Raw genomic sequence first — 12829 nt, 5'->3', positions numbered from 1 at the left:
TCTAAGGAGAGATGATCGATGTCTAATGTTATCGTTTATTCCAGCACGAATTGCCCTTATTGCCAGCAGTTGAAAAAATACTTAACCGATCAGCAAGTGGCGTATGAAGAAAGAAACATCGACTTGAACGATCAGTACGGCCAAGAGCTGCACGACATGGGCCTCATGTCTTTGCCGGTAACGGTGATTGGCGAACACAAAATTCTGGGACTGAACGTCACGAAGCTGAAGAAAGCTTTGGCCGAAGTTACAGCTTAATTTAACACGTTGACCAACCAAACATACATCAGGAGGAGACCATCATGACACAATCAACCGTTCAATCTGTACCATCATTTGCGAAAATAGGGCTGCCAGCCCCTGATTTTTCCCTGCTGTCCACGAAAAACATGGAGACCTTGGAAGAGAAAATTTCCCTCGAGGATTATAGAGGCAAATGGCTTGTGCTCTTCTTCTGGCCATTCGATTTCACGTTCGTATGTCCGACTGAAATTACAGCGTTCAGCGATCACTATGAGGAGTTCCTTGATTTGGATTGCGAAATCGTCGGAGCTTCCGTCGACAGCGTGTACACGCACAGAGCGTGGACACAAACGCCGCGCGACCAGAACGGCATCGGTCCTGTGAAGTTCCCGCTCGTCAGCGACTTCTCCAAAGAAACGGCCCGCGCTTACGGTGTGCTGGACGATGCAACCGGCGCGGCTCACCGCGGCTTGTTCATCATCGATCCGGACGGCGTGCTGCGCTACCAGGTTGTGACCGATATGAACGTAGGCCGCTCCGTCGACGAAACGCTGCGCGTGCTGCAAGCTCTGCAAGCAGGCGGTCTTTGCCCGGCGAACTGGAAGCCAGGCGACAAAACGCTATAAGTTCAAAGATAGAAGCAGCAAGCCCCGGTTCGCGCGCCACTCGCGGACCGGGGTTTATTCTGTATTCAAGCCCGCATTTGCAGTATAATAGAGAAGCAAATGAGGCGAAGGCAGAAAGGTTAGATCGATGATGCAGTCCTTATCGGACAAGTTATTTATGGGTTCTTTGATTTTACTTATGATTTCCGTTGTCGTCAGCGGCATCGGCTTTCAATTTGTGAATTGGCGCTCGCAAGTGACAGACGAGATGGAGGGAGAGATGAGCGACAGCTCCGCCCGGAAGAAAGCGGTCATGGACCGTCAGGATAAGAGCCTGAAGCGGGTGCTGCGCTCGTACTTATTTTGGATTTCCATCGCAGGCATTCTTATCTCCATCCTGCTCTCTCGATTGTAAGCTCTTCATACAGGAATAAGGCGTACAGCGGCTCTATCCGAGCGCGGCTGTACGCCTTATTTGTTTTAACCCGATTCGCGGGCAATGAGACGCGAGGAGAGGATGATTTTCTCGGTCTGTCTCCCCGGATGCTTCAACCTGTACAGCAGCGTTTCCACGGCCCGGATACCGAGCGATTCCTTCGCCAGCTCAATGGTGCTGAGCGGCGGGTGCGCATATGCGGAAGTTTCGATGTTGTCGATGCCGATAACTTTCACTTGACCTGGGATGTTGATACCGGTACGCCTCAAGATGTGCATAAGCTCCAGCGCCAAATGATCGTTCGCACAGATGATGCCGTCCGGCAGGTTCTCAGCGGTTAGGGCAGCTGCTTTGCGTTCGAGGAAGGGAACGATTTGCTGAGGGTGATAAGGGACGTTCCATTTCTTCAAGGAACAATCCTCGCCCGATGCAGCGAAATCTTCCATCGCATGGCGGCAGCCCCAATAGCGCTCCTTGAAGCTTACGGCGAATGTATCGTCGCCTATGAACAGGAGCCGTCTGGCGCCTGCGGATAACAGGCGCTGGCAGGCCATTTTGCCGGAATCCAAATTGTTATTCAGCACGCAATCCACATCCACCAGCGGTTCGGAATGATCGATTAAGACGAGCGGTATCCCTGTTTGCTTGAGCGAGATGACGGAGCTAGGGGGAAACGTTCCCGCCAGCAAATGACCTGCGCAATGATCGGGATTCACGTAGGAAGGGATCTTCAAATGCTCTTGATGATGCGCCGGAACGGGAATGATCAGATGCTCGTAGCCCAGCTCCTTGCTGGCTGCGCCGATGCCGGCGAGAACCTTCCCCCAGAACGGATTATCCTGTTGGTACATAGCTTGAATCCAAACCAGGATGTAAGGAGGATGACCGTGCTCGCGAGATTGCTGCGCATATGCATCCGATTGAGAGGCCGGCTGAGACGGGGCCGTTTGGATGAGGTAGCCCATGGCTTTGGCGGTCTCTTGAATTCGCAGCCGGTTCTCTTCGCTGACACCGGATTTGCCGGAAAGCGCTTGGGACACGGTATATTTGGACAAGCCGAGGCGGTCGGCGATTTGCTGCATCGATACTTTTTTGCTCAAAGCGTACCAGCTCCATGGGAATTTTAGATGATTACATAACGAAACTAACAAGCTATATTGTTGATGATAGGAGGGGAGTTGTCAATGTTTGAGCAAGTGAACTTACTTCTTGGAAAAATCAATTGACGGATCACCATCGAATCAGTAAAGTATGGGATGAAAATGATATGTTAGGCTAACAAAACAAACAAAAAACAAATTATCGTTTTGGAGGTTGACCAATATGAGTACGTGTCTTATTTTCTACGATGCCGGATTTCCGTATGAAGGAACCCGGCCGGACAGCGACAGCTTGCAGGCACTTCGGCAAGCCGGCCGCATCGTTGGGGCGGAGGAGCTTGAAGCGGCTTTGCGGCAAGGAGCGGATACGCTGCTGCATCTGCATGGCCGCTATTTCCCCAAAGCGGCATGGGGAGCGCTCATGGCGCATGTGAAGGAGGGCAAAGGGCTGATCCATATCGGGAGCGCACCGTTCCGCACGCCTGTGTACTTGAGCGGCACCGGCTGGATCGAGGAGACGGAGCAGACGGCTTATCACCAGCTCTTGCAAATTCATGAGGTGCTCACCGTCGATCCGGCTCCGATCGCGCGCTATGCCGCTCATCCGGAACTGCCGCTACTTGCGGGCAAGGAAGGGCTGTTCAGCATCCAGCCGACGGTCGGTATGGCCTTGCACGTTACGCGCTCGGATGATCATCCGGGGCAGATCGGCTCCAGCGGTCCGATGGATGCGCACCTTCTGCCGCTGTTGAAAGGCATCTCCCCGGAAGGCCGTGAGGTGGCGGCGCCGGTCGTGCTTCTGGAGAATACGAAGGGGGATTTCGCGGGAGGCCGCTGGATTTTCGCCAACCTCGTGACGAACGGCCACTTCTGGTCGCAAGGCGGCGCGGAGCTGCTGACGGAGTTGGCTGCCTTCACGGCGCGGGGCGTAACCGAAATATGGTTCAAGCCGAACTATGCTTGCTACGACCCTGGCGATCGCGCTGCGCTGACGGTGCAATTGCAAACGCTGCCGAATCGCCGGGAAAACCGTATATCGGATAATACCTCGTGGACATTCTCAGTGACCGTGAAGAAGGACGGGGCTTCGGAGCCGCTATGGTCGACAAGCTTTGCCATGGACGCTTCTCGCGAATTGACCTACCGGAAGCTCAATGTACCGGCAGATCTGGAGCCAGGCTATTACACGGCTGTCTGCACGGCTGCTTCCAATACGGGCGAAACGCGTGCGCTGCAGCAAGGCTTCTGGGGCAACGATGGCGAATTGCTCCGCCAAGGTACGCCGCTTACTTGTGATCGCGATTATTTCATCAAGGACGGGCGTCCGCTTCCGATCGTCGGCATGACTTACATGACGAGCGATGTCGCGAGGAAGTTTCTGTTCATGCCGAATGTTGCCGTCTGGGACCGGGATATTGCGCAGATGGCCAAGGCGGGCATCAATTTGCTGCGGACAGGGATCTGGTCGGCTTGGCGGCAGGTCATGTTCATCGACGGGCATCCTTACGAAGAGGTGCTGCGTGCCATAGACGCTTTCATTCTCACATGCAAAAGGCATGGAATGGAAGTCACGTTCAACTTCTTCGCCTTCACGCCTGAGCTGTGGGAAGGGGTGAATCCCTACCTGGATCCGCGCAGTGTGGAAGCCCAGAAACGGTTTATTTCCTCGATCGTCTCACGGCATAAGGAAACGACGAATGTCCATTGGGATTTGATCAATGAGCCTTCGATGTTTAATCCGCAGAAGCCGTTCGCCGGCCCGCAATCCGCGCATGACCGGTTCGAGCAGGAGGCTTTCGCTGTCTGGCTGGAGAACCGCCATGGCGATATCCGCAAGCTGCAGGAGCACTGGAATATGACGCCGGACGAGCTGCCGGATTTCCGAAGCGCGCGCTTGCCGGACGCTGCCGAAATGAACATGAAAACGACGGAAACGCTGGAGAAAAAGGGCGGGCCGTGGCTCGATTACACGTATTTCACGATGGATATGCATAATCGCTGGGCGCGGGAGCTGATTTCGACGATCCGCAGCATCAATCCGGCGCATCTGGCCACCGTCGGCCAGGATGAAGGGTTGGGGGCTCAGCGCCCGTCGCCGTTCTTCTATGAGGAAGCGGTGGACTATACGACGGTACATACCTGGTGGCTGATGGATCAGCTCGTCTGGGACGGCATTTTCGGCAAAGCGCCCAACAAGCCGAGTCTCATTCAAGAAACGGGCATCATGTACGTCGAAACGGCCGACGGCCGCGCCAAGCGATCGGAGCTGGAGCTGCGTAACATTTTGGAGCGGAAATATGCATATGCGTTCTCTACGGGCGGAGCGGGCGCCGTGCAATGGATATGGAATATTAATTTCTATATGAACAATATTAATGAATCGCATATCGGAGCGCTGCGGGCGGACGGCACTGAGAAGCCGGAGGCCGACGTCTCTTACGATTTCGGCGCTTTCATGGGCGGCATTCGCGATCTGTTCAAGGGGCGGAAGCTGGAGGAGGTCGTAGCGGTATTCCCGTATGCCAACGATTTCTCTACGAGAAAGCTGGCCGGGGAGGCGACAGCCAAGCTGACGCGTACGCTTGCGTATGCGCTCAACGTACCTTTCCGCGGCATGGGGGAATATCACTTGGACGCGTTGGAGCAAGATCATCCTAAGCTGATTATCGTCCCAAGCGCTCACAATTTTAGCGACGAGGCCTTGGCGAAGCTGACCGGGCATGTGCGCGAGAATGGCGGAACGCTGTTGTTCACAGGTCCTCTCGGTCTTAACGAATACTGGACGCCGGTGACGCGCTTAGCGGATATTGTGGGGGAGACGGTACTCAGCAACGTGCTGCGGGAAGAGATGATGCTGCTGGACGGCAAGCTGCATCCGGTTTCGTTCGGCGGGGCGCGCATTGCCCAGGTGAACAAAGAAATCCCCGTTGGCGGCGGAAGCACCCGGTCTAATGAAGTAACCCGTTATGCGCTTGGCAAAGGGCAGCTCATCTGGTGTCCGCTGCCGGTTGAATTGAATGAACGAAGCGCATCGCTTGAAGCGCTCTATCAATATGCGCTTGCGGAAGCGGGCGTGAAAGAGGAATTGAGCTGGCTGAAAGGCGGAGAGCTGCCGGGCATTTATGGGCGCAAGCTAAACTTTCACCAGGGTGCCTTATACATTTTCGTCTCGGAGTATAGCGCAGATACGGAGCTTGAAGTGAAGGATCCCGACACGGGCCGAATCTATACATTCGAGCTGGAAGCGGAACGGACCGTGATGTTTGCGGCAGATAGCGAAGGCGCTTTGACAGCCGTTTACAGGCCTCATCAAGTTCATATCGACGTGAAATAATAGCGAAAAGCCTCTGAACCTGAGCGCCGGCGGGAGCCGGCATCGTGTTCGGAGGCTTTTATGAATTTACACGATTTCATCGATGCAAGAGCTGCAGACCATTTTACCTTTGAAATACGTCATATTCTCGAAATTACCGCAAAAAACGCATGCGGGCATATACTTTTTGAGGGTAATGCGCTCCGGGTCGACATAAACCTCGATGGCATCGCCGATATCGATGTGAAGTGTTCGCCGCAATTCAATCGGCAGGACAATACGTCCCAACTCATCTACTTTTCTAACAATCCCTGTTGATCTCATGATTTACATCCTCCTATAACCGTATGAATGGAATCGATCTGTTTGATAGATACTAGTATTCCACATTTGGACTGGAATTCCTTTTATTTACTTGCATGTATTTGTATAAATTTTGCATACGGCCATCGAGTTTCCTATAATGAAGACAACTATTTTCGGATTAATTTAAAATAAATCGTGCATCTCTCTTATATAAACGGCTGCCCGCTATTGGTACTATAGACGTAAGCAAGACATCAATGACGAAATAGGGGGATTACACACGATGATGAAATGGAAGCGTTCTCTAGGCGTCGTATTAGCGACCGCGTTAGCAGGATCATTGGTAGCCTGTGCGAATGGCGGCAATACAAATAGCAATGCAGCACCGAATAACTCAACAGCACCGGCAACGGCAGCGGCTTCGAATGAGCCGGTTAAGCTGCGCATTATGTGGTGGGGGGCAACGGTTCGTCACGAGGCGACGCTTGCCGCACTGAAGCTGTACACGGAGAAGCACCCGAACGTTACGTTCGAGCCCGAGTACTCCGGTATTGACGGTTATTTGGACAAGCTGTCCACACAAGCGGCGGCGAATAACGCGCCTGATATTATGCAGCTGGATCCGGGCTGGATTTCCGATTGGGCAGGCCGCAATCAATTGGCTCCGCTGACAGGTGTCAATGTGGAGAAGATCGATGCCAAAGTGCTGTCCGGGGGGCAGGCCGGTGGGAAGCAATATGCCATGCCGCTAGGCTCCGTTGCTTACGGGATGATTTATGACAAAGCGGCGATGGACAAGCTTGGTCTGAAGGCGCCGCAAAACGGCTGGACATGGGATGACTTCTTCGCCCTTGCCAAAGAAGCGAAAACGAAGCTGCCGGAAGGACAATACTTCACAAAAGATTATGCAGGGGATTATTTCGCTTATTCGGCTTACCAATATGCCAAAGGCAAAGGCATGGTCGTATCGGCAGACGGTAAATTCAATGTCGACCAAGCTTCTTTCCTGGAGTGGACGCGCAATTTCGAGGAGCTCCGCAAAGCGGGAATCGTGCCTCCGGCTGACGTGAACTCCTCGGACAAAGAGTTTGATCCGAAAATGGACTTGATGGTAAACGGCAAAATTTTGTTCCGCATGGGCTTCTCCAGTAACTATGGTTCTTGGGACAGCTTGAAAAAAGGCGCGTACGCGCTTGTCACAATGCCGCGCAGCGTGGAAGCGGGCGGATGGTTGAAGCCTTCGTTGTACTTGGGCGTTTCTGCGACATCCAAGAAAGCCGAAGAAGCCAAGAAATTCGTGGATTGGTTCGTGAACGATCCGGAAGCTGCGAAACTTTTGACTACGGTACGCGGTTTGCCGGTTAACAAAGAGATTGCCGCCTCCTTGGAATCCAGCATGAGCGATGTCGACAAAATCGGTTCGGCTCTCCTGCACGCGACGGAGAAAGACGGCCAAACGTGGAATCCAGGCGTGAAGGGCTGGACGAACTACATCGATAAAGACTGGCCGCTTATCCGCGATCAGCTCAGCTTCGGGAAAACAACGCCGGAGAAAGCCTTCGAACAATTGAAGGTAGCTGCGCAAGCTTACGAGAAATAAGGCACAATGGAGTCCGGGACATGCCTGTTCCGGCTCTTGCCTTTTATAAGGAGGAGCGGATGGCTGTGACGATTCGAATTCAGGATATCGTAGACCACTTGATTGAGCCGGTCGGAAAGCTGGATGTAACGGTAGATACGTTAAAATTCGGGGACCCTTCTGCTGAAGTGAAAGGGATCGCAACCGCCTTCATGCCGACTTATGAGGTGATTCGGCAGGCCATTGCGAGAGGGGCGAATTTGCTGATTGCGCATGAAGCTCCTTTTTATCATCATCATGATCAGACCCAGTTCCTCGCGAACGACCCGGTGTATCTCGAGAAGGTTAGGCTGATCGAACAATCGGGCATTGCCGTCTTCCGGTTTCACGATTATTGGCACCGGTATCGCCCGGATGGCATTATGGAGGGCTTAATTGAAGCGTTGGAATGGCAGCCTCATATAACGGAGAACAGACCGGCCGCAGCATTGGCTGCAGTGCCTGCTATGACGGTGAAAGCGCTGGCCGAGTATGTCAAAAGCAAGCTGAACCTCTCTTACGTCCGGGTTGCCGGGGATTTGAACATGACCTGCACGCGCGTCGGTCTGCTTGCGGGCTACAGAGGCGGAGGCGGGATGGCCATTCCCCTCTATCAGGATGGGGTCGATGTCATTCTCGCGGGTGAAGGGCCGGAGTGGGAGACGCCGGAATATGTGCGGGATGCCGTGCAGCAAGGGGGGCGTAAGGCGCTGATTATGCTGGGGCATGCGGAAAGCGAAGCGTCCGGTATGCGCTATTTGGCTGATCGGCTGGCGGCCAGGTTCCCGGATTTGCCTGTTCATTATTTGGAAGAACAACCTGTCTTTCATTCGTTATAACGGCATTATTTTCATACCTTTGGAGAGGACGATTATGTTATGAGTGAACGCAATGTGAATCAGACCGGCTATAATGCCTGGCTTGAATATCCTCCCCTGTCAGGGGGGCAATTCCCGCTGTACAGCCGTATAGTTTGTACGGAACAGCATGAAGTCATTCGTACGGCGGCAGAAGAATTAACTCGCGGCATCGGAAAGCTATTGGGCACGGAAATTGCCGTGGCGTCGAACGCCGAGGGGCATCCGGCTATCGCCTTGGGCACGTTCGGCAGCGGAAATGAGCTTGTCGATTCGGCATTCGGGGAAGAACGCCGTTTGGCTGTCGGACCTGAAGGTTTTGCTATTAAGACGGTTGAGGACGGCGGCCATATCGTAATCGGAGCGTCCGCGGCTTCCGGCGTTTTGTACGGAGCTTTTCATTTGCTGCGTCTGTTCAGTACGGGGCAGCCGGTGACCGGCTTGGACATAGTCGAGAATCCGGTTAACCAACTGCGGATGATCAATCAATGGGATAATATCGATGGGAGTATCGAGCGGGGCTACGCCGGTAAGTCGATTTTCTATGAGAATAACCGTATTACTTCGGATTTGACGCGGATTCGTGATTATGCGAGGCTGCTGGCTTCCTCCGGGATTAATGCGATTTCCATCAACAATGTGAATGTGCATAAATGGGAAACGATGTTTCTAACCGGGGAGTATCTGCCGGATGTCGCCAAAGTCGCCGAGGTGTTCCGCGCGTACGGCATCAAGCTGTTTTTGAGCATTAACTATGCGAGTCCGCTCGAAATCGGCGGCTTATCGACGGCCGACCCGTTGGACCCTGCCGTGCGCGAATGGTGGAAGGGCAAAGCGGCGGAAGTGTATGCGGCCATTCCGGACTTCGGCGGCTTCCTGGTGAAGGCCGATTCGGAGAATCGGCCGGGGCCGTTCACGTATGACCGCGATCATGCGGACGGCTCGAACATGCTGGCAGAGGCGTTGGCACCGTACGGCGGCATTGTTATTTGGCGCTGCTTCGTATACAACTGCAAGCAGGACTGGCGCGACCGAGCGACAGACCGGGCGCGGGCGGCGTATGATCACTTCAAGCCGCTGGACGGCCGATTCCTGGACAATGTCATTCTGCAGGTGAAGAACGGCCCGATGGACTTCCAAGTACGCGAGCCGGTGTCTCCGTTGATCGGAGCTATGGAAACTACGAACCAAATGATCGAATTCCAGATCACCCAGGAATATACCGGCCAGCAGCGCCACTTGTGCTACCTCGTGCCGCAGTGGAAAGAGGTGCTGGACTTCGAGACGTATGCGAAGGGCGAAGGGTCCAGCATTAAACGGATCGTTGACGGCTCTCTGCATGGCAACCGGTACAGCGGCTTTGCCGCTGTGTCCAATATGGGGAACGATGAGAATTGGACGGGACATCTGCTGGCGCAGGCGAACTTGTACGGGTACGGCCGATTGGCGTGGAATCCGGAGCTGTCCGCAGAAGCGATTGCGGAGGAATGGATTCGTCAGACGTTCGGCGAGAATGAGCAGCTCGTCAGCGTTGTGCTGAGTATGCTCATGGATTCCTGGAGCATCTATGAAGCCTACACGTCGCCGCTCGGCGTGGGCTGGATGGTGAATCCGGACCATCACTACGGACCGAACGTGGATGGCTATGAATATTCGAAGTGGGGCACGTACCACTTCGCGGATTGCCATGGCATCGGTGTCGACCGGACGAAGGCCACCGGTACAGGGTATGCCGCGCAGTACGAAGGGGCGAACTCCGACATGTACGAGTCGGTGGCAAGCTGCCCGGATGAGCTGCTGCTGTTCTTCCATCACGTGCCATATACGCATGTGCTGCATTCCGGCCAAACGGTGATTCAGCATATTTATAACACTCATTTCGAGGGAGTCCAGCAGGCGGAGCAGCTGGTTGCGAGATGGGCGAGCCTCGAGGGCCTTATGGGCGAGGGGCTGCACAAGCAGGTCGCGGACCGGCTTGCGGAGCAGGCTTCGCATGCTCGGGAGTGGCGCGACATGATTAACACCTATTTCTTCCGTAAAAGCGGCATTGCCGATGCTTTGGGAAGAAAGATTTATTAGGTGTTCAGCAGTTAAAATGCCTATAGGGTAGCGAATTGCGGTAAAACCGCCTTTGTGAGAAAATAACAGCCTATACGAAAATTGCAACAAAACAGGCAAAGGCAAATTGCGATAAACCAACTTAGCCAAAAGTTGCAATAAAACAACCAATGCTAAACTGCGATAAAACAACCTATGCTATGGCAGTAAAACAACCCCGCTGTTACTTTCGTTGAAAGTAGCGATGGGGTTGTTTTGTTGCCATGGATGCCAACATCGTCTGAGATGCCCCTTCGCTCACTCGCCTCTCCACCCCCAGCCAGCCGATACATGGAAAAACTCCCGTTATTCCGCCATCCAACTCCCTCAAAGAACGAATAACTGGAATACCTCCAGTTAAAATCAACACTAGTTGAACAAATGTGGCACTTTTGGCGAAATTAGCAGGAGAAATTCCAGTTGTGACTGCAGCGTGAGGAGGATTTCGACAATTTAACAGGAGAAATTCCAGTTACGGGGGAGCCGAGGCGAGGGACAACGCAAGGATTGCCTCGCCTTGCCCCCGCCTCGGCTCCCTGAGCTACCTGAAACCCGATTCTGGTCGTACATTTCCGCAACATCGTCTGATGCCCCTTCGCTCACTCGCCTCTCCGCCCCCAGCCAGCCGATACATGGAAAAACTCCCGTTATTCCGCCATCCAACTCCCTCAAAGAACGAATAACTGGAATACCTCCAGTTAAAATCAACACTAGTTGAACAAATGTGGCAATTTTGGCGAAATTAGCAGGAGAAATTCCAGTTGTGACTGCAGCGTGAGGAGGATTTCGACAATTTAACAGGAGGAATTCCAGTTACGGGGGCGCCGAGGCGAGGGACAAGGTCCGCCCTCGCCTTGCCCCTCGCCTCGGCTCCCTGAGCTACCTGAAATCCCGATTCTGGTCGTACATTTCCGCAACATCCTCTGATGCCCCTTAGCTCACCGGCCGCCCCTTCCCCCAGCCAGCCTATACATGGAAAAACTCCCGTTATTCCGCCACCCAACACCCTTAAAAAACGAATAACTGGAATACCTCCAGTTAAAATCAACACTAGTTGAACAAATGTGGCACTTTTGGCGAAATTAGCAGGAGAAACTCCAGTTGTGACTGCAGCGTGAGGTGGATTTTGATAATTTAACAGGAGGAATTCCAGTTACGGGTGATCCGAGACAAGGCAAAGGGATCAAAATAAATAATCGATCGCCTCCCGAGTCAGTTCATATCGGACAATTCTAACTTTATTTTCCCCATAGACAGGGGATAACAAGCCTTTAGCGCACATGCGCTTCAATAGGAGGATGGCCGTCTTGTGATCGACTTCGAGATGAAGCTCCACATCCTTCGGACGGATGGATTGAGCTCGATGTATAGCAAGGCGTATGATTTCTTTTTCGGTGAACAAAATACGCGGTATAGGTCCGGCGCCCGATATATATTTGCTCAGGACCATACGCAGCAAGGTGATGCAAAGTTCAGGTCGCTGCTCAACGTCATCGTAAGCGAAGGATATGACATGGAAGCCGACGGCATGGAGAAACGTCTCGCGATTTAATTCCCTGCAATAGTTAGGCCGATCCATGTCGCGCACATGGGTGCCGAAGCCTTTGATTTCGATGACTAACTTAACAAATCCCGGCAGCCAAGCGAAATCGGCAAAATAGGGTCGTCCCCGCCAATCTAGTACTTCGTACTCCGGATGGAGATCTTGGAAGCTGCCCTGCAGCGGCCACCATACGTTGCTTAGAAACAGTTTTTCACCGTGCCGGTGACCCCTCTCCAGTCTGCCTTTGCGCTCGGCCGATCTCTTTTCCGTATGTTGATGGATAAAAGCGGCATGTGCTTCTTCAAACGTCATCATCAATGTCAACTCCCTCAATAAAAGTAGAAAACGCCCCATATCCACGCAACCGGCATGGAAAGGGACGTTCTTCGTCACTATTCATTATAAACTCTCCGACTATTCCAGTACCAGCTTAACTGTTGGGGAAAAGGCTGTCCGGGAGGAAGGAGTCAAATCCTTACTTATGGTTCAATCTGCGGTCACCGGCATGGCGAAAAGTGCAGCCAATTGTCCGGGTTAGGTTCACCGCACGCACACGCCGCGGCCACCGTATAGTGAAAAGATGCAGGGAGCGGTGCGCGGTAACCCGCTTTTTCGGGATATTTTGAAAGAATTCGATGATTCCTCTCATTTAGTCCCTCTGCCGCAACCTTTATACTTGAACTATATCAAGTTACTAGACTAACTGCAGAG

General features: G+C 53.2%; 10 protein-coding genes. 7 read left to right on the top strand and 3 right to left on the bottom strand.

Features of this window, described 5'->3' with window-relative positions:
• Positions 1-18: 18 nt before the first annotated feature.
• The 3 genes from PUT07_RS03760 (at position 19) to PUT07_RS03750 (ending at position 1263) form a co-directional block, all read left to right on the top strand.
• Positions 19-258 (top strand): glutaredoxin family protein, encoded by a 240-nt coding sequence (locus PUT07_RS03760; RefSeq protein ID WP_274466442.1) that lies wholly within the window; start codon positions 19-21, stop codon positions 256-258.
• A gap of 44 nt (positions 259-302) precedes the next feature.
• Entirely contained in the window at positions 303-869 is a 567-nt protein-coding gene (locus tag PUT07_RS03755; RefSeq protein WP_274466441.1) for a peroxiredoxin, read from the top strand.
• A gap of 127 nt (positions 870-996) precedes the next feature.
• Positions 997-1263: a hypothetical protein gene (locus tag PUT07_RS03750; RefSeq protein ID WP_274466440.1), complete on the top strand. Its 267-nt coding sequence runs from the start codon at positions 997-999 to the stop codon at positions 1261-1263.
• Positions 1264-1328: 65 nt separating this feature from the next.
• On the opposite strand, the gene PUT07_RS03745 is transcribed toward PUT07_RS03750, so the two are convergent.
• Positions 1329-2384, bottom strand: a complete 1056-nt coding sequence (locus tag PUT07_RS03745) for a LacI family DNA-binding transcriptional regulator (RefSeq protein WP_274466439.1) — start codon at positions 2382-2384, stop codon at positions 1329-1331.
• A gap of 223 nt (positions 2385-2607) precedes the next feature.
• Between PUT07_RS03745 and PUT07_RS03740 the strand changes: the two genes are divergently transcribed.
• Positions 2608-5718 (top strand): beta-galactosidase, encoded by a 3111-nt coding sequence (locus tag PUT07_RS03740; protein WP_274466438.1) that lies wholly within the window; start codon positions 2608-2610, stop codon positions 5716-5718.
• Positions 5719-5784: 66 nt separating this feature from the next.
• Here PUT07_RS03740 and PUT07_RS03735 read toward each other — a convergent pair whose 3' ends face one another.
• Positions 5785-6024, bottom strand: coding sequence for an AbrB/MazE/SpoVT family DNA-binding domain-containing protein (locus PUT07_RS03735; RefSeq protein ID WP_274467450.1), 240 nt, complete (start codon positions 6022-6024; stop codon positions 5785-5787).
• Between the two features lie 262 nt (positions 6025-6286).
• Here PUT07_RS03735 and PUT07_RS03730 point away from each other — a divergent pair, with 262 nt between their 5' ends.
• The 3 genes from PUT07_RS03730 to PUT07_RS03720 all read left to right on the top strand — a co-directional run bounded on the left by PUT07_RS03730 (position 6287) and on the right by PUT07_RS03720 (position 10557).
• A complete protein-coding gene (locus PUT07_RS03730; protein ID WP_274466437.1) occupies positions 6287-7603 on the top strand; it encodes an ABC transporter substrate-binding protein in 1317 nt (438 codons plus the stop codon).
• A 65-nt stretch (positions 7604-7668) separates the two neighbouring features.
• Positions 7669-8460, top strand: a complete 792-nt coding sequence (locus PUT07_RS03725; RefSeq protein WP_379239632.1) for a Nif3-like dinuclear metal center hexameric protein — start codon at positions 7669-7671, stop codon at positions 8458-8460.
• 39 nt (positions 8461-8499) lie between these two features.
• The gene (locus tag PUT07_RS03720; protein ID WP_274466436.1) at positions 8500-10557 is read left to right on the top strand and encodes an alpha-glucuronidase family glycosyl hydrolase; all 2058 of its coding nucleotides are present in this window, start codon (positions 8500-8502) and stop codon (positions 10555-10557) included.
• 1201 nt (positions 10558-11758) lie between these two features.
• Here PUT07_RS03720 and PUT07_RS03715 read toward each other — a convergent pair.
• Positions 11759-12433: a hypothetical protein gene (locus PUT07_RS03715; RefSeq protein ID WP_338000736.1), complete on the bottom strand. Its 675-nt coding sequence runs from the start codon at positions 12431-12433 to the stop codon at positions 11759-11761.
• Between the last annotated feature and the right edge of the window lie 396 nt (positions 12434-12829).

Source organism: Paenibacillus sp. MAHUQ-63 (genome assembly GCF_028765165.1).
In the GTDB taxonomy this organism is placed as follows: domain Bacteria; phylum Bacillota; class Bacilli; order Paenibacillales; family NBRC-103111; genus Paenibacillus_E.
Note: the sequence above shows the minus strand (reverse complement) of the source record. Positions and strands in the feature narration are given on the sequence as shown.